Origin of the sequence: Bacillus sp. AL-1R, from assembly GCF_052180195.1 — a bacterium.
Classification (GTDB): domain Bacteria; phylum Bacillota; class Bacilli; order Bacillales; family Bacillaceae_G; genus Gottfriedia.
In genome coordinates this window covers 1,903,262-1,921,579 of record NZ_CP197469.1, presented here as the reverse complement: position 1 = coordinate 1,921,579, position 18,318 = coordinate 1,903,262, and the positions used below count along the sequence as shown (strand labels likewise).

Sequence of the window (18,318 nt, the reverse complement as noted above, 5' to 3'; positions counted from 1 at the left end):
AAAAACTAAATTAAAATTTAATTTTATTTGATAAAAATGATTGTAATTCACTTATTGCAACACGAGTTTGCTCCATTGTGTCACGATCACGAACTGTTACTTTACCATCTTCAATTGATTCGAAGTCATAAGTAATACAGAAAGGAGTACCGATTTCATCTTGACGTCTATAACGTTTACCGATTGAACCAGTTTCATCGAAATCAACATTGAAATCTTCTGCTAAAGAAGCAAATACTTCTTGTGCATTTTCTGATAATTTTTTAGATAATGGTAAAATTGCTGCTTTATATGGTGCTAAAGCAGGATGTAGACGCATGACTGTACGAGATGTACCATCTTCTAATGCCTCTTCTTCATAAGCATCAATTAAAAATGCTAACGTCACACGATCTGCACCTAATGATGGCTCGATACAATATGGAACGTATTTTTCATTTGTAATTGGATCATGATATGTGAAATCTTCAGTTGAATATTCCATATGTTGTTTTAAATCATAATCTGTACGAGACGCAATACCCCATAATTCGCCCCAACCAAATGGGAATTTATATTCAAAGTCTGTTGTTGCATTACTATAATGTGATAATTCATCTTCACTATGTTCACGTAAACGAAGGTTTTCTTCTTTCATGCCTAAAGCTAAAAGCCATTTATTAGCTGTTTCTTTCCAATAAGAATACCACTCTAGCTCTTCACCTGGTTTACAGAAGAATTCAAGCTCCATTTGTTCAAATTCACGAGTACGGAACGTGAAATTTCCTGGAGTAATTTCGTTACGGAAGCTTTTACCGATTTGAGCGATCCCAAATGGAACTTTCTTTCTCATTGTACGTTGAACATTTTTGAAGTTTACGAAAATACCTTGAGCTGTCTCAGGGCGTAAGAAAATTTCATTCGTACTTGATTCAGTAACACCTTGGAATGTTTTAAACATTAAGTTGAATTGACGAATATCTGTAAAATCATGGCTACCACAATCAGGGCAAGCTATATTATGCTCCTCAATTAATTTAGCCATTTCTGAAAATGGAAGACCATCAACGACAATTTCCATTCCTTTTTCTTCAAGTGCATTTTCGATTAATTTATCTGCACGATGACGAGCTTTACAATTTTTGCAATCGATCATTGGATCATTAAAGTTACCAATATGACCTGAAGCTTCCCATGTACGTGGATTCATTAAGATTGCAGCATCTAATCCAACATTATATGGACTTTGTTGTACAAACTTTTTCCACCAAGCTTTTTTCACATTATTTTTTAATTCAACACCTAGTGGACCATAATCCCACGTATTTGCTAAACCACCGTAAATTTCAGAACCTGGGAATACAAATCCTCTGTGTTTAGCATGACTTACTACTACATCCATCGATTTTTCTGACATTTCATTTGCCTCCAATTTTCAAATTGTTTTTTAGAAAATGCAAGAATGAAATAAAAAAGCTCTCATCCTTAGGCATTTTCTGCCTAGGGACGAGAGCTGTATATGCACCCGCGGTTCCACCCTAGTTGACAATTAAAAAAATTGTCCACTTTAAAAATTAACTCAGGAATGCCTTTCGCTAAAGGTTTTGATTGAGCTCACACCATCCTCAACTCGCTTTTACAAAATAATCTTTAGGTACTTCTTTCCGTCAACGTTATATGTAATAAATAATATGTAGTTATTTTAACAAAGTGACTATGATTAAGTCAAATATTATTATGAACAATTTTGATAGAAAAAAACGGTGAATTTTTTGAATTTTTTTTGGAAATATAACATGTAAAGATAAAACCTTTACAGTATGAGCATTACTTGGTATGATAGAAAAGTTGTTTTATTTATATACTATACTATCAGAAGGGAGTGCTAGTTTTGAGTAGCAGCATTTTTTTAAAGAAAAAGAAACGTTCAGCAGTATTGCTTGATAAACATCATTCCATTCGTTTATTAAAGACAAACAAAAAGCGAATCATTAAAAAAAGAAACAATAAAATAAAAGGGTTCGAACAATTACTTGTTAAAGAATTAAACGAGGAAATGATTTCAACTTCAAACAGTACGGTAAATGAAATTTCTGAAAATGTAAATACAGTAGTGATCGAAGGACTTCCAGTAACATTTCTTCTAAAGCTTGGAAAAGAGTTTTTCTCAGATTTAGAAGCAGTGAAGTACTATTATAATAGTAAACATGAAGATTTTTACAAGAATCGTAGTTTACTAGAGGAATCACTTCAATCTTCAATTAACAATGCGTCAAGTGAAGAACAATTAAAAGTTTCAGAATTTATTTCTAATAAATAATAAATTTGTATTAATGAGGGAGCCAAGGTGTTCCCTCTTTTTATTATTTGTAAGTTCAAATTCATTTACATCAAAAAAGGATGTTCACAAGTCAGTAAAACCTGACCAATGAAACATCCTCTTTTTTACGTTACATTGTTTATTATGCTAAATATGCTTTTTTCACTTCTTCATTATTCATTAATGCTTTACCTTCACCAACCATTTGAATCTCACCAGTTTGAATGACATAGCCACGGTGAGCAATTTGTAATGCTTGGTAGGCGTTTTGTTCAACTAATAAGATGGTCATTCCTTGTTTGTTTAATTGCTCAATGATTTCAAATATTTGTTCAACGATAATTGGAGCAAGACCCATTGATGGTTCATCAAGCATTAGCAATGATGGCCCCATCATCAGTCCTCGACCAATTGCTAGCATTTGTTGTTCTCCTCCACTCATCGTACCGCCTTTTTGGCTGATCCGCTCTTTTAGTCTTGGAAAATAATCAAATACCATTTCCATACGAGCAGCGATTAGTTTTTTATCTTTAACTGAGAAAGCACCCATCTCTAAATTTTCTTTTACAGTTAATTTAGAAAAGATTCTTCTTCCTTCCGGTACATGAGCAATTCCTTTTAAGGCAATTTCATGAGATTGTAACTTTATTAATTCTTCACCTTTATAAATAAGCGTTCCAGATTTTGGTTTAACTTGACCACAAATCGTTTTTAGAGTAGTAGATTTTCCTGCACCGTTACTACCAATTAATGTTACTATTTCACCCTCATTTACTTCAATGTTTATATTTTTCAGTGCTTGTATACCACCGTAAAAAGAGTTAATATCTTTTAATTGTAATAGTGTCATCTTTTTGTACTCCTTTCACTATGCAGTAGTCACTGCACTTTTTCCTAAATAGGCTTCAATTACTTTTTGATTATTACGAATTTCGAGAGGTTTTCCTTCTGCAATTTTTTCGCCATGATCAAGTACAAATAAATATTCCGATATTTCCATAACAAGTTTCATATCATGCTCGATTAAGACGATTGTTAAGTTAAGGTCATCTCTCATTTGATAAATTAAATCAGTCAATTCTTTCGTTTCTTTCGGATTCATCCCTGCTGCTGGTTCATCTAAAAGTAAGATTCTTGGCCTAGATGCTAATGCGCGAGCTATTTCGAGTCGTCTTTGTGCACCGTAAGATAGACTTGATGCTTCTTCATTATAAACATCAGCCAATCCTACGTATTCTAACCATTTATATGCCTCTTTCATTGCCGATTTTTCTGCTTTTTTAAATTTAGGTAAATGGAAAATTGTTGAAAAAACACCATATTTTAAATGCTGATGCATTCCTACCATGACGTTTTCTAAAGCAGTCATACTACTAAATAAACGAATATTTTGGAATGTACGCGCAATGCCTTTTTTATTAACTGAATGTGGCTTTAATCCGACTAAGCTCTCATTTCCTAACAATATTTCACCACTAGTAGGCGTATATACACCTGTGATCATATTAAAAAATGTTGTCTTTCCTGCACCATTTGGTCCAATTACGGCTGTAATTGAGCCTTCTTTAATTTCAATATTTACATTATTAACAGCTGTTAGACCGCCAAAACTTTTCGTTAAATTCGTTGTTTTTAACATTTGACAACCTCCCTCCTAAAATGAAACTGAGCTTGTTTTTTCTTCGACTATAGTTTGATCTACGACATCTTCTTTTGGAACAATCTTATTTTTAGCAGGCAATAATCCTTTTGGCCTGAAGATTGCTACAAGTACTAAAATTAGCCCGAAAATCATACGTTGCATTTTAGCAGGCGATAAAGCAGGTGGTAAATTAATCACGCCATCTAAAGTTAATTGGTTTAAATAATTTGTAATTTCTGTTAATACTTGTAGGTTTAAGATAGTTACTAGTGCTGCACCAAGGATTACACCTGGAACGCTGCCCATACCGCCTAAAATAACCATTACTAAGATTGTGATTGATTCAAGTAATGTAAAGCTTGTCGGATCGATGAACATTTGCTTTGCAGAGAATACTACCCCCATCATTCCTGAGAACGATGCACCGATTGCAAATGCAATTAATTTCGTACGTACTAAGTGAATCCCTGATGCTTGTGCAGCGATTTCATTTTCACGAACCGCCTGCCAAGAACGACCAAGCTTAGAATCTTGTAATCTCGTAACAGCTAAAATGACGATTGCCAATACAACTAGTACCACATAATAAAATTGGCTTGAATTAACAATCTCTAATCCAAATAAAGTAGGTGGCGAAATAGAAGAAATACCTTGTGCTCCTCCAGTTATATTTACTGGTTTATCTAAGTTATTAAATACAATTCGAATAATTTCTCCAAATCCAAGTGTTACAATTGCTAAATAATCACCTTTTACTCGAAGTACTGGTATACCTAATAATACGCCTGCGATTGCAGCGATAATTCCACCGATTATAATAAATGCCCAAAATGAGTTTCCTGAAAAAGGAAGAAAGTCAAAATGTAAGAAATTCGTTACTTGTTTTGTAGAAAAGATTGCATAAGTATATGAACCGATTGCAAAGAAAGCTACGAAACCTAAATCTAATAAACCTGCTAACCCAACTACTACGTTTAATCCAAGTGCCATTGCAACATAGATTCCTACTAAAGTCGCTACACCCATATATGATTCAAGTGCTGTACCTTGTGATGCTACATACGGCATGATCACTGTTAAAACTAGTATCCCAATACTCCACTTTAATTTGACTGGAAAATTCGTTTTATATAATAAGTAAAGTGAGAATAGAATTAATAGAAATGCTGTTACTGATTCTTGCAATAGGTATAATCCTAATGATGTAACAATAATATAAGCACCTAAGAAAATTCCTTGTAGTTTATTTGATTGTTTTACCCCATTTAATAAGCTCTTCATCTAATTCACCTACACTTTCTCAGCTACAGGTTTACCTAATAAACCTTCTGGCTTGAATATTAGAACTAGAATTAAAATTCCAAATGCAACAACATCTTTATATTCTGATGGGAAGATGCCATGTGTTAAAGTTGATAAATTTGTTGCCGCAAAGACTTCGATCAAACCGATTAATAAACCGCCAAGCATCGCACCACGGATATTTCCGATTCCACCTAATACCGCTGCTGTAAATGCTTTTAGACCTAAAATAAAGCCGATATACGGATCAATTGTGTTGTACTGTAATGCAAATAGTACGCCAGTTGCACCACCTAATCCAGAACCTAAAAAGAATGTTAAAGAAATGACTTTGTTAACGTTTACGGACATTAGTGATGCAGTCTCACGATCTTGTGCAACTGCACGCATTGCTGTACCCCATTTTGTTTTATTGATGAAGTAATCTAATGAAATCATCATTACAACTGCAACGACTAAAATAATGATGGATGCTGATTTAATTTGTGCATTTCCAAACGAAGAAAGAATTGAGCTAGTTTTAATTTGGTGTTGTCCTGAAAATAGTGATGGACCAGTAATAATGTAATTTCCTTCTTTTAATTCAGCAATAAAACGTACGATATCTTGAAGTAAAAATGAAATACCGATTGCTGTAATTAATGTAATTAACTTTGGTGCTTTTCGCAATGGACGATAAGCAACTCTTTCAATCCCCATTCCCAGGAAACCAGTAGCTAATGAAGCTATGATTAATACGATTGCTAACACGATAATTGCAGGTAAACTACTTAATAAACCTAAACCAGTAAATGTAATTAATACCGCAGTACCTATAAACGCACCCGCCATGAATATTTCACCATGCGCAAAATTGATTAGTTCTAATATCCCATAAACCATCGTGTAACCAAGTGCTACGATTGCATATACTGCTCCTAAAACAAGACCGTCTATTAGAACTTGAGGTAGTGTTTGGATTACTTCATTCATGTATTTAGACCTCCTATATATAATTTATTACTTCAACTTCCAAAATTTTACAATTTTCTCAACTTATTGAGAGAAAAAGAGTATCTCGTTTTTTACGGGATACTCTTTTCTTTTTCTGGTTAGCAAAGTTCTAACATTATGGTTTAGTAACTTCGCCTTCTTGAGTACCAGGATATTTAGCTTCTTTAAACGTATAAATAAATACTTTTGCGTATTTGTTGTCCCCTTTGTTGTCAAAGCCCACCTTCGTTACTACTCCATCATAATCTTGGACTGCACGAACTGCTTTTTCAACTTGTTCACGAGTAGGAGTTTTTCCTTTGTTATCGTTGATCGCATTTTTTAGTCCTTCTAATAACACACCAGCAGAGTCATATCCGTAAGATGAGAACGACTCAATGTTTTTATTAAATTTAGCTTTATAAGCGTCAGCAAAAGCTTTACCTTTATCTGTTTTTAACGTATCACCAGCAACTGAAGTGTAGTAGAAGTTTTTAACAGCATCTCCAGCAATATCAACTAAACCTGAAGAGTCCATTCCATCTCCACCCATGAATGGGATGTTTAATCCTTTTTCACGAGCTTGTTTTAATAAAATTCCACCTTCAGCATAAAGTCCACCAAAGAATACTAAATCAGGCTTTTTCGCAATCGCATTATTTAGTACACCGTTAAAGTCTTTATCTCCAATTGAGATCCCTTCTTCACCTAAAATTTTAGCGCCTAATTTCTCAGCCGCAGCTTTGAATTCATTTGCTAAACCAGTTCCGTAAGGTGTTTTATCTTGAATGATAAAAATATTTTTAGCTTTTAATGTATTTACAGCGAAATTTGCACCTGCAGGACCTTGGAAGTCATCACGAGCACAAATTCGGTTAACTACTCCTAATCCACGATCAGTTACTTCATTTGCAGTATTTGAAGGCGATACCATTACGATATGGTCTTTCTCATACTTTACTGACGATGGAATTGCTACTCCAGAGTTTAAATGTCCTACAACTCCAAGAATTTTATTGTCTGCAGCTAATTGCTCAGCATTTGCTACACCTTTTTTTGGATCCCCTTGGTCATCATAAGGCACGATCTTTAAATCAAAGCCTAATTTTTTGAATTCTGCTTTTTGATCCTCTAACGCAAGCTGAGCTCCAAGTTTAATAGATTCACCTAAAATTGCATTATTACCAGATAATGGTGTATTTGTTGCAATTTTAATGACTTGGTTCCCATCTTTTGAACTACTATTACCACAGCCTGCTAAAATACCCGCAGTTAGTGATACTGATGCCAAAATAGCAAATCCCTTCTTTAAAACCATATGTACTCCCCCTTAATAACCTATTTTTTGAAAATTTAAAATTCTTAAGAAAATAGTAAGCTATATTTTTTCGTTAGACAAGTTCTTTTGATTCAAAAAATTTCGACAATTCTGTCGATTTACTTTTGTTTTAGGTAATTATTCCCATTAAAATACTATCAAAAACCTTTTTTCCTTATTTTCGAAATATAAAATTAAAGGATTTTAATCAATTTTACTAGGATACTCCTAAAATAATATTTTCCTAGTATTATTTTACATTTTTCGACAAATCCGACAAAAAAACCTATTCCAAAAAACTTGGAATAGGTCTGTTTTTAACTATTTTCTTCTTTTTTATATCGAATGATTGTCTTTATTTCACCAGAATCATCTGTATCCATAACAAAGGATCCATTACTATATTGATCACTATTTCTTAAATCAGTTGGGTCAACTGTCTCAAATTGTCCAGATTTACTTAGTAGAGCAAACATATCATTTTCATTAATTGCGTATACCCCAATTAATAAATGAGGATTATTTTTTAAATCTCGAAGGACTTTAACACCGCGTGTACCTCTAGAACTTTGAGGGATCGTATCGAGTCTCATTTTTTTTATGGCCCCTCGATGTGTTGCACAGAATATTTCTTTCACTTCATTACTAATTGTGTCTGCAGAAACTACAAAATCATGTTCCTTTAGGTTAATTCCTTTAACTCCACCAGCTCTTAAGCCTTGAATACTAATCTCTTCAATATTAAATAACAATGTGTAGCCTAAACTTGTAGCTAATAACACTTGATCTGTTTCTGACGTGACACCAGCAAAGATTAGTGAATCATCAGCCTTAATTGACATACCGACAAGTGGTTTTGAATATCGTTGTACTTTTAATTGCTGTATACTTGTCCGTTTAACAACACCATTTTTAGTGACAAATAAAATATAATCCTTATTTTCTTCAAAATTATTTACGACTGTAGCTGAAAGAATTGCTTCGTCTCGTTCAATCGGAATAATATTAGCAACATGTTGTCCCATATCTTTCCATCTAATATCCTGCATCTCATGAATTGGTAAATATAAATAGTTACCTTTTGACGTAAATAAAATAAGTGTATCTGTCGTTGTACTTTCTATTTGATAAATTAAACGGTCGCCTTCTTTCATACCGTAATCTTTACCATTCGAAGCTGAATAAGATCTTGGACTAGTTCGTTTAACGTATCCTTCACTCGTAACCGTGACAATTACGTCTTCTTGAGCGATTATATCTTCTCTAGAAATTTTAATTTCCTCGATCTCTTCTTGAATTGTCGAACGTCTGTCGTCTGCATATTTTAACTTAATTTTCTTTAAATCTGTTTTTATAACTGACATTAATTTTGCTTCACTATTTAGAATAGCTTCAAGCTGTTTAATTTTTTTATCTAACTCATCTGCTTCTGCTTGTAATGCAGTAATATCAGTATTTGTTAAACGATATAACTGTAACATAACAATCGCTTCTGCTTGTTGTTCAGTAAACTCAAATTGAGCAATTAACTTATCTTTTGCATCGCGTTTATCATTTGCAGAACGGATTGTTGTAATGACTTCATCTAAAATAGATAAAGCCTTCATTAAACCTTCTACAACATGACCGCGAGCTTTTGCTTTTCTTAGATCAAAATTTGTACGATTTGTTATGACTTCTTTTTGATGTTCGATATACGCATCAAGAATAGCTGGTAATGACATCTGTTTAGGTGTGCGATTATAAATCGCAACCATATTAAAGTTATAAGGAATTTGAAGCTCGGTATTTTTATATAAGTAATTTAAAATGGCTTCGTTATTAGCATCTTTTTTTAGTTCAATGACAATACGTAGACCAGTACGATCTGTTTCATCACGGACTTCCGTAATTCCATCAACTTTTCGATCAAGACGAACCTCATCTATTTTCTTAACTAAATTCGCTTTATTAACTTCTGAAGGAATTTCAGTAATGATTAATGCCTGCTTTCCACCGCGTAAATCCTCGGTATGAACACGGCTTCGAATAATGATTTTTCCTTTTCCTGTTTCATAAGCTTTTTTAATACCATCTTTACCTTGAATAATCCCTCCAGTCGCAAAATCGGGACCGTGAATGACAGTCATTAATTCATCTACTGTACAGTTTTTATTTTCAATGCGCATAATCGTTGCATCGATTACTTCTCCAAGGTGGTGCGAAGGTATTTCAGTTGCATATCCTGCAGATATTCCAGTGCTACCGTTAACTAATAAATTTGGAAACATTGATGGTAAAACAACTGGCTCCATACTCGTATCATCAAAGTTTGGCACAAAATCAACTGTTTCTTTATCAATATCTCTCAATAATTCACTTGCTATTGCTGATAACCTAGCTTCCGTATAACGCATTGCTGCTGGAGGATCTCCATCGATACTACCGTTATTACCATGCATTTGAATTAATACGTTTCTTAATTTCCAATCTTGACTTAGTCGTACCATCGCATCATAAACAGAAGTATCACCATGTGGATGGTAATTACCTATTACATTTCCGACTGTTTTTGCAGATTTACGGTAAGGCTTATCTTGTGTGTTTCCTTCAACATGCATTGAATATAAAATACGACGTTGAACTGGCTTTAACCCGTCACGAGCGTCAGGTAAAGCACGTTCTTGAATAATATACTTACTATATCGACCAAAGCGGTCACCAATTATATCTTCTAAAGGGATATTATATAATTTTTCCGATGATTGCATCAGATATCGCTCCCCTCTGATTCAACTTCAACTTGCTCATTGTTTAAAATTTTATCCTCTTCGTCTAAATCAAATACTACATTCGATTCAATCCACTTACGTCTAGGTTCAACTTTATCACCCATTAATGTCGTTACACGACGATCAGCTCTTGCTGCATCATCAATTTTCACACGAATAAGCGTTCTCGTTTCGGGATCCATCGTTGTTTCCCAAAGTTGGTCAGCATTCATCTCACCAAGACCTTTGTAACGTTGAATCATATACCCTTTACCAACTTTTTTGATTGCATCTTGTAGGTCTACTTCTGACCATGCGTATTCGATTACTTCTTTTTTTCCGGTACCTTTACTTACTTTGAATAAAGGAGGTAAGGCAATATACACTTTACCAGCCTCTACTAATGGCTTCATATAACGGTAAAAGAATGTTAATAAAAGTACTTGAATATGCGCTCCATCAGTATCAGCATCGGTCATTATAACAATTTTGTCATAGTTAACATCTTCAACTTCAAAGTCACTACCAACTCCAGCACCAATCGCATGAATAATCGTATTGATCTCTTCATTTTTCATGATGTCTGCTAGTTTTGCCTTCTCGGTATTGATAACCTTACCACGTAAAGGTAGAATTGCTTGGAAACGTCGATCACGACCTTGTTTTGCACTACCACCAGCTGAATCACCCTCAACAAGGTATAATTCATTTTTTTGTGGATTACGTGACTGTGCAGGTGTAAGCTTACCGCTTAACGAAGTTTCTGAGCGTTTTCTCTTTTTACCACTTCTTGCTTCTTCACGTGCTTTTCTTGCAGCTTCTCTAGCTTGAAAAGCCTTAATAGATTTCTTTACTAATGAAGTCGCAATGTCTGGATTTTCTTCCAAGAAATAGGCTAACTGGTCTGAAACAACAGAGTCAACAGCTGATCTTGCTTCACTAGTCCCTAATTTACCTTTCGTTTGTCCTTCAAATTGAAGCAATTCTTCAGGAATTCGTACAGATACAATTGCTGCTAATCCTTCTCGAATATCCGCTCCATCTAGATTTTTATCTTTTTCTTTTAAGAGGTTCACTTTTCTTGCATATTCATTAAATGCTCTTGTTAAAGCGGTTTTTGCACCAACTTCATGCGTACCACCATCTTTTGTACGTACATTGTTTACAAAAGAAAGCATTGTTTCCGAATATCCGTCATTAAATTGGAACGAGAATTCAACCTCTATTTTATTTTGTATTCCTTCAAAGAATACGACAGGATGTAATGCTTCTTTTTCTTCGTTTAAATACGATACAAATGCTTCGATACCGTTTTCATAATAAAACTCTTCGAAGGTATCATGTCGTTCATCTTTGATTGTAATTTTTAAGCCTTTTAATAAAAATGCTGACTCTCTAAGTCTTTCGCATAAAGTATCAAAATTAAAATTTGTAGTGCTAAAAATAGTTGGATCTGGTTTAAAATGGATCGTCGTACCAGTTCGTCTTGTCTTACCAACGATTTCTAAAGAAGTGACTGCTTTACCGCCATTTTCAAAACGTTGCTTGTAAATAGATCCTTCACGGTGAATTTCAACAGTTAACCATTCTGATAAAGCATTAACTACTGATGCACCAACACCATGAAGACCACCACTTGTTTTATAGCCGCCTTGTCCAAATTTACCACCTGCGTGTAATACAGTTAAAATAATTTCTGGAGTTGGTTTCCCCATTTTGTGCATTCCAGTAGGCATCCCACGGCCATGGTCTTTTACGCTTAAGCTATTATCTTTATGAATAATCACATCTATTTGAGTCCCGTGACCAGCTAATGCTTCATCTACAGAGTTATCTACGATTTCATAAACTAAATGGTGCAGACCTCTACTATCTGTGCTGCCAATATACATTCCAGGTCGTTTACGTACAGCTTCTAAACCTTCTAGTACCTGTATCGCATCTTCGTTATATGTTGTTTCATTCTTTGCCAACACCATTTCTCCTTTCTAACTAAAAACTTACATAAGAACATCTGTTCCATTATATCATATTATAAATAAAATGTTTCTTCTAATCGTTCATGTTAATGGTTTTTTTCCTAACTTACAAGTCGAACATAAAAAAAAATAAAGGACAAGTCGATAAAAAACTAGATTTTAGAATCAAGAAAATGAAGAATTAATGCTGAAAATTGACAAATGAAATTAACAAAATTCAATTTAACAGATTCTACAAACTGATATTTTAATTCACTATTACTCTTGATGTATGTCCGTACATTTATTCGGCACGCTCTAGGTCGATCTTCCGTTAAAAAAACTCACTGATTAACAGTGAGCCAGATTTAAAACAAATTTCAAAATTTGATGTTCAAACTGATAGGTGCTTGTCGTTCTATGAATGGCAGGCTTGTAATGCGGCCAATTTACATAAGCGGTAATAGCGCACCTTAGGTCCAGTCGAAGCAAAAAATAAAATGCGTATGTACGCCAGTCTGTTCCAGTGAGCTTTTTTAACGGTCTATCTTGTCATAGCATGCTCTACTTTAATACAACGATCCATAATGACCGTTTTACCATTTTCTTTTAACAATTGATATGCTTCTTCGTTTTCAATACCAAGTTGCGCAAAGAAAACATCGCAATCAATTTTAAGAAACTCTTGTGCGACAGGTAATAGATGTTCAGGTCTTCTAAAAACATTTACAATATCAACTTTTTCATTTATATCTGTTAAACTTGCTACTGCTTTTTCTCCTAATACAGTATCGACTGTTGGATTTACTGGAATAATTTTATATCCCGCATCTTGCATTGCCTTACTAACCATGTAAGACGTTTTAGACGGGTCACCTGATAGACCAACAACTGCAATTACTTTACTTGATTTTAAAATTTTGCCAATTTCTTCTCTTGATGGGTATTTACTCATTTACTAATCACCCTTTCTGTTTGCAAATAAGCGAAAAGATTAACTTTTCGCTTATTTATTATTCTTTTATCATATTTCCAAAGTCAACTTCCTGTCAATCATTGACTAGAAGCTAATGTTAATGTTGAATTCGTTAATTTACCATCACGGTAATAAGAAATCTTTAATTTATCTCCAACCTTTTTATGCGAATAGAGGTATTCTCTAACAGAAATTACGTCACTTACAGGTTTGTCATCAAGTGCAACAATAACGTCTAATTGTTTCATTCCAATTTTCGCAGCAGGAGTATTTGGATCAACATGTGTAACAACTACACCTTTTGTCACTGAGCGAGGTAATTTTAATGTTTCTTCAATATTAAATTGTGGTATTTCATCAAGTGATTTTAACCCTACACCGATTACAGGTCGAGTCACTTCACCAAATTTTTCGATTTGATCTAAAGCTGGTTTTGCAATATTCATTGGGATTGCAAATCCAATTCCTTCAACTGCTTGTTCGGAAATTTTGCTTGAATTAATTCCGATTACTTCACCTTTTGCATTGATTAAAGCACCACCACTATTACCAGGATTAATCGCAGCATCCGTTTGAATTACTTGGGTTTGGTAATCTGCAACTCCGTCTCCATCAATATCTTGTGGTATTTCACGAGCTTTACTACTTACAATTCCTTGTGTTACAGTACTTTCTAAAAATCCAAGTGGATTTCCAATGGCAATAGCAGTTTCACCAACGTTAATTTTTTCTGAATCACCTAATTTAGCGATATTTGTAACATATTTTGCATCAATTGCTACAACAGCTAAATCTAATAATTCATCAGTTCCTACAAGTTTCGCATCAATTAATTGACCATCTGCCATTTTTACTTTTAATTGCTTTGCACCTGCAACAACGTGGTTATTTGTAGCTACTAAAGCTTTATTTCCTACCTTTTTATAAACAACTCCAGAACCAGATCCAGCTTCTTCAGTTTCCATTGAAAACGGGTTTGTAGATTGATAATTATTAACCCCTACTACAAATTTGCGAGCATTTTGGATGGTAGTTGTTAACTCATCCCTTGATACATTAATAACTTGTGTTGGTACTGTATTTGTATCATTTGATAAGTTTGCAGGTTTATTTGTTAAGTTAAAAACATCAGGGGATACGATTGAAATCGTTACAGCTCCAATGATTGCTCCAATAAAACCTGTAACGAGCGGATACCCTCCACGTCTACTTCTCTTTTGTCTTTTATGATTATTTTCATCGTGTAAATCTGTTTCATCATAATATCCCATAATTCATTCCTCCAATATGTAGGTAACTTTATTTGATATTAATTTAACCCACTCGTGTGTATTTGCTGTGAACTTTTTGATTTAATTTAAATATTTTTTCAAATTAAAAATAAACTCAACTCCATCTTCCTTATTATGAACTTTTATAGTTGAATGATGTAAATTAAGGATTGTTTTTACGATTGCTAAACCTAGTCCTGTTCCACCATTATGTCTACTTCTCGATTCATCAATTCGATAGAAACGATCCCAAATTTTATCAATTTTATCAGCAGGGATGGGATTTCCTTCATTAAAAATAGAGATATTTACATATTCTTCTTCATCGAATACACTCATTTTTATGACACTATCTTTGTTACCATAATGGATTGCATTTGATAGGATGTTAATGAGCACTTGTTCTATTTTTCTTTTTTCACCTATTACTAGCGTATCTTCATCTACATTAAAATTGAAATCACAATGATTATGACTATTTTCAAACATGCGAATAATCACATTTTCGATGCAATCCACAATTAAGAAAGGTTCATTTTTAAGTGTGTAAGTTCCCGATTGAAGTTTGGATAGTTCAAGCATATCGATCACTAGACCGTTCATTCGATCAACTTCTTCAAGAATTACATCTGCATAATAACCATTTTTTTCAACATTTAATCCATCTTTTAAACCTTCAGCGTAACTTTGTACAATACTTAGTGGAGTTTTAAGCTCATGTGAAACACCACTTATAAACTCTTTTCTTATTCGTTCTAGCTGCTTTTCTTTTTCAATATCCTTCATTAATTTTAAATTTGCCTGCTGTAAATTTTCGATTGTACAAGCTAAATTCTCGGATAATGAATTGATTGATTTTGATAATTGTCCAATTTCATCATCTGATTGAATATCGATTTTCTCGTTAAAATTTAACTTTGCTAATTGATTTGTTACAGCGTTCATTTTCAATAACGGCTTCGTAATCAATTTCGAATAGTAAAAAGAAACAATCACGATTAATAATAAAGCAATAATAAATGCGTAAATATAAAAATCTTTTAACACATACATTGCTTCATTTACTGGTTGTAAAGATGTAATGGCAAAAATAACTTCTTTTGAACCTTTATTCGTACTAATTGGGTATATAAAAACTTTATTTTCTAATCCATTTACTTTATCTAAGTAACGATAAATTAAAGGAAAATCTCCTTGTGTATAGGTAGAAAAATCTTCATTACTCTTTGTCCAATCAGTAATAGCTCCCATTAATGAATTCATTTGAGCTGAATACGTATATTGATTAGCAATTGGTAAATGTAAATTAACAACTTTCCCTTTAATTTCAATATTCACCATTTCTTGTAGACTATTTTTAGTAGATAATTGAACAGCGTTAGCAGGTTGATTTTCCTCTTGCCACACACCCATATTCGTTTTTATATAAAGCGGAATAAAATAATCATCTTGAATATAGCCCCTGATTGTAATCCTTGAATTTTCTTTAATATTGAGTCCTAAAATACGATCAATTTGATCCGAATATAATAGATTATTTAAAGGAACATATACCCTTTTCCCTTCATTCGTAAGAACGGTTAAATCAAAATTATTCTCAGCCTTTAGGATCCCTCTTTTATCTAAAACCGCTAAAGTTGTATTATATTTCAAAAATAGTTTTGATAGTTCTTGTTGAAACTGATTGTCGTTAAATTTACCCTTTTTATAATCTTTTGCAAATTGTGTTAGCTCTTGTGTTACAATATTAACTTTCTTATTCGTATAAAAAGATTGCATAAAGATTGATTGACCGACAAACACAATTAATAAAAAAATCACTAATAATAACGTGATTGATAAAAAAAGTTTACGGACTATACTATTTTTCATTTTCTACTCCTCAAACTTATAGCCTACTCTAATAACTGTTGCTATATGCTTTGCTTTGTCTTTCAGTTTATGTCTAAGCTTTTTTATATGAGTATCAACGGTTCGACCATCACCAAAATAATCAAAGCCCCAAATATGATTTAATAATTGATCTCTTGTTAGTACGATGCCTTTATTATCAATTAAATAACATAATAACTCGAACTCTTTATTTGTAAGTTGCAATAACTCATTATTTACCGAGGCTGTCCTTGATGAGGTATTGATCGTAATTCCACAAATCGTCTTCGTTTCTTTATCATCTTCTTTTAGATCAGCTGTTCTTCTAAGTACACTCTTTGCTTTTGCGACAAGTACTTTAGGACTAAATGGCTTTGTCACATATTCATCAGTACCAATATCAAAACCAAGTAATTGATCTTCTTCTTCCGAACGAGCAGTGGTCATAATGATCGGAATACTTGATTGCTCCCTAATTTGCTTACAAACTTCCCATCCATCTAATTTCGGTAGCATTAAATCTAGAATAATTAAGTCTACTTGATTTTCATTAAATTTCTTTATGCCTTGTTCTCCATCTTCTGCTTCAATGACTGTAAATTGATCATTTTCAAAATACTCTCTGACAATTTCTCTTAATCTTTTTTCATCTTCAATGATTAAAACTGTTGGGTTCATATTTTTTCCTTCCATTTAATTTGATTGATATAAGAACTTAAATAAATTGTCCCTTTACTTGTTCGTTTGAATGAATATTCTAAAGCAACTATCTACATATTCGCTTAAAACTGTGATAAAATTATATGATACTGCACTAATTTATTATTGTTTGAAAAGGAGCTAGAAAATGAGTTTGGTCATTATTGTACTAGCCTATTTAATCGGATCTGTACCATTCGGTTTAGTAGTTGGAAAAATATTTTACGGAGTAGATATCCGTCAACACGGTAGTGGAAATCTTGGTGCGACAAATACATTCCGCACATTAGGTAAAAAAGCAGGTATTATTGTAACACTAGGGGATATTTTAAAAGGAACACTAGCAGCTTCATTACCAGTATTATTCCATTATCACGGAATACATCCTTTAATTATCGGCCTAGTTGCTGTTGTAGGTCATATGTATCCAATATTTGCCGGTTTTAGAGGTGGTAAAGCGGTAGCAACCTCTGCAGGGATCTTATTATATGCATCTCCACTACTTTTTGTATGCTTAATTATTATCTTCGCTATTAGCTTAAAAACAACAAAATACGTTTCACTTTCATCAATGTTAACAGCTTTTATCGGTACAATTTTAGCTTTTATAATGGAATACACGGGACTAATTAAAGACAATGGGTATATTTTAACTTATATTTTAATTGTACTTACAATCTTTGTCGTATATAAACATCGTCCTAATATAAAAAGAATTAAAGAGAAAACAGAACCAAAAGTTAAATTTTAAATGCTCTAAAGATTAGCGATTGAAAGATAAATGATCTTCAATCGCTAATTTTTTATTTTCATTAGTCGTACTTCTTTCTACCCGTTTAATCCTGCTCCATTGCCCTCTCATATGCCTCATACCAGTCAGGGAACATTTTTTTAAATTTAATCGGTCTAAATGTTTCTTTATGAACAAGGACATGTGTCGAATTTCCTATACAACAAATATCGCCTTCTTCATTTGTAATTTCATATTCGTAGATTACTTTAAGTGGTGTAAGTGATTTTATTTTTGTTTTTACGGTAGCAGTCTGTCCATAACGTAAACTTTTCTTATATGAAACATTCAAATCAATCACAGGAGATATGACACCTTGTGATTCCATTTCTGCATAATTAAACCCCAAATCTTTTATTAATTGAGTACGGCCAATTTCAAACCATACTAAATAGTTTGCATGGTACACAACACCCATTGCATCTGTTTCTGCATATCTTACTTCAACTAATTTTTCTGAAATAAACAT

Annotated in this window: 15 protein-coding genes and 1 other annotated feature; of the genes, 2 read left to right on the top strand and 13 right to left on the bottom strand. The window is 33.2% G+C overall.

The genetic code is table 11. The annotated features are described in order from the left end of the window. Positions 1–10: 10 nt before the first annotated feature. Positions 11–1,396 carry a glycine--tRNA ligase gene (locus ACSBO6_RS09070; protein ID WP_098848024.1) on the bottom strand — a complete coding sequence of 462 codons (1,386 nt, stop codon included), beginning with the start codon at positions 1,394–1,396 and terminating at the stop codon, positions 11–13. A gap of 82 nt (positions 1,397–1,478) precedes the next feature. Continuing rightward, positions 1,479–1,659 (bottom strand) — a binding site (T-box leader). Between the two features lie 211 nt (positions 1,660–1,870). On the opposite strand from ACSBO6_RS09070, the gene ACSBO6_RS09065 reads away from it, so the two are divergent. Further along, positions 1,871–2,299: a hypothetical protein gene (locus tag ACSBO6_RS09065; protein WP_098848022.1), complete on the top strand. Its 429-nt coding sequence runs from the start codon at positions 1,871–1,873 to the stop codon at positions 2,297–2,299. A 142-nt stretch (positions 2,300–2,441) separates the two neighbouring features. Here the strand turns inward: ACSBO6_RS09065 and ACSBO6_RS09060 are convergent, their stop codons facing one another. From ACSBO6_RS09060 to ACSBO6_RS09010, 11 genes are all read right to left on the bottom strand, one after another. Further along, positions 2,442–3,149: an ABC transporter ATP-binding protein gene (locus ACSBO6_RS09060; RefSeq protein WP_098848019.1), complete on the bottom strand. Its 708-nt coding sequence runs from the start codon at positions 3,147–3,149 to the stop codon at positions 2,442–2,444. An 18-nt stretch (positions 3,150–3,167) separates the two neighbouring features. Beyond that, entirely contained in the window at positions 3,168–3,938 is a 771-nt protein-coding gene (locus ACSBO6_RS09055) for an ABC transporter ATP-binding protein (RefSeq protein WP_098848017.1), read from the bottom strand. A 15-nt stretch (positions 3,939–3,953) separates the two neighbouring features. Beyond that, entirely contained in the window at positions 3,954–5,222 is a 1,269-nt protein-coding gene (locus tag ACSBO6_RS09050) for an ABC transporter permease subunit (RefSeq protein WP_098848015.1), read from the bottom strand. Between the two features lie 9 nt (positions 5,223–5,231). After that, positions 5,232–6,215, bottom strand: coding sequence for a branched-chain amino acid ABC transporter permease (locus ACSBO6_RS09045; RefSeq protein ID WP_098848013.1), 984 nt, complete (start codon positions 6,213–6,215; stop codon positions 5,232–5,234). Between the two features lie 136 nt (positions 6,216–6,351). Continuing rightward, positions 6,352–7,533, bottom strand: coding sequence for a branched-chain amino acid ABC transporter substrate-binding protein (locus ACSBO6_RS09040; protein WP_098848011.1), 1,182 nt, complete (start codon positions 7,531–7,533; stop codon positions 6,352–6,354). Between the two features lie 317 nt (positions 7,534–7,850). Beyond that, entirely contained in the window at positions 7,851–10,283 is a 2,433-nt protein-coding gene (parC, locus tag ACSBO6_RS09035) for a DNA topoisomerase IV subunit A (protein WP_498844511.1), read from the bottom strand. Continuing rightward, positions 10,283–12,256, bottom strand: a complete 1,974-nt coding sequence (gene parE, locus ACSBO6_RS09030; RefSeq protein ID WP_098848007.1) for a DNA topoisomerase IV subunit B — start codon at positions 12,254–12,256, stop codon at positions 10,283–10,285. The genes parC and parE overlap by 1 nt, the downstream gene beginning before the upstream one ends. A gap of 529 nt (positions 12,257–12,785) precedes the next feature. Then, entirely contained in the window at positions 12,786–13,196 is a 411-nt protein-coding gene (locus tag ACSBO6_RS09025; RefSeq protein WP_098848005.1) for a CoA-binding protein, read from the bottom strand. Positions 13,197–13,294: 98 nt separating this feature from the next. After that, positions 13,295–14,488: a S1C family serine protease gene (locus tag ACSBO6_RS09020; RefSeq protein ID WP_098848003.1), complete on the bottom strand. Its 1,194-nt coding sequence runs from the start codon at positions 14,486–14,488 to the stop codon at positions 13,295–13,297. 81 nt (positions 14,489–14,569) lie between these two features. Then, positions 14,570–16,360 carry a sensor histidine kinase gene (locus ACSBO6_RS09015; RefSeq protein WP_098848001.1) on the bottom strand — a complete coding sequence of 597 codons (1,791 nt, stop codon included), beginning with the start codon at positions 16,358–16,360 and terminating at the stop codon, positions 14,570–14,572. A gap of 3 nt (positions 16,361–16,363) precedes the next feature. Further along, positions 16,364–17,038: a response regulator transcription factor gene (locus tag ACSBO6_RS09010; protein ID WP_098847999.1), complete on the bottom strand. Its 675-nt coding sequence runs from the start codon at positions 17,036–17,038 to the stop codon at positions 16,364–16,366. Between the two features lie 169 nt (positions 17,039–17,207). Between ACSBO6_RS09010 and plsY the strand changes: the two genes are divergently transcribed. Further along, positions 17,208–17,810, top strand: coding sequence for a glycerol-3-phosphate 1-O-acyltransferase PlsY (gene plsY, locus ACSBO6_RS09005; RefSeq protein WP_098847997.1), 603 nt, complete (start codon positions 17,208–17,210; stop codon positions 17,808–17,810). Positions 17,811–17,895: 85 nt separating this feature from the next. On the opposite strand, the gene ACSBO6_RS09000 is transcribed toward plsY, so the two are convergent. Next, entirely contained in the window at positions 17,896–18,318 is a 423-nt protein-coding gene (locus ACSBO6_RS09000; RefSeq protein WP_098847995.1) for an acyl-CoA thioesterase, read from the bottom strand.

Excerpts from the sequence above, each read along its gene's own strand:
- ACSBO6_RS09070 (WP_098848024.1), bottom strand. The coding sequence starts at position 1,396 with ATGTCAGAAAAATCGATGGATGTAGTAGTAAGTCATGCTAAACACAGA.
- ACSBO6_RS09060 (WP_098848019.1), bottom strand. The coding sequence starts at position 3,149 with ATGACACTATTACAATTAAAAGATATTAACTCTTTTTACGGTGGTATA.
- ACSBO6_RS09055 (WP_098848017.1), bottom strand. The coding sequence starts at position 3,938 with ATGTTAAAAACAACGAATTTAACGAAAAGTTTTGGCGGTCTAACAGCT.
- ACSBO6_RS09050 (WP_098848015.1), bottom strand. The coding sequence starts at position 5,222 with ATGAAGAGCTTATTAAATGGGGTAAAACAATCAAATAAACTACAAGGA.
- ACSBO6_RS09045 (WP_098848013.1), bottom strand. The coding sequence starts at position 6,215 with ATGAATGAAGTAATCCAAACACTACCTCAAGTTCTAATAGACGGTCTT.
- ACSBO6_RS09040 (WP_098848011.1), bottom strand. The coding sequence starts at position 7,533 with ATGGTTTTAAAGAAGGGATTTGCTATTTTGGCATCAGTATCACTAACT.
- parC (WP_498844511.1), bottom strand. The coding sequence starts at position 10,283 with ATGCAATCATCGGAAAAATTATATAATATCCCTTTAGAAGATATAATT.
- ACSBO6_RS09025 (WP_098848005.1), bottom strand. The coding sequence starts at position 13,196 with ATGAGTAAATACCCATCAAGAGAAGAAATTGGCAAAATTTTAAAATCA.
- ACSBO6_RS09020 (WP_098848003.1), bottom strand. The coding sequence starts at position 14,488 with ATGGGATATTATGATGAAACAGATTTACACGATGAAAATAATCATAAA.
- ACSBO6_RS09015 (WP_098848001.1), bottom strand. The coding sequence starts at position 16,360 with ATGAAAAATAGTATAGTCCGTAAACTTTTTTTATCAATCACGTTATTA.
- ACSBO6_RS09010 (WP_098847999.1), bottom strand. The coding sequence starts at position 17,038 with ATGAACCCAACAGTTTTAATCATTGAAGATGAAAAAAGATTAAGAGAA.
- plsY (WP_098847997.1), top strand. The coding sequence starts at position 17,208 with ATGAGTTTGGTCATTATTGTACTAGCCTATTTAATCGGATCTGTACCA.
- ACSBO6_RS09000 (WP_098847995.1), bottom strand. The coding sequence starts at position 18,318 with ATGTTTATTTCAGAAAAATTAGTTGAAGTAAGATATGCAGAAACAGAT.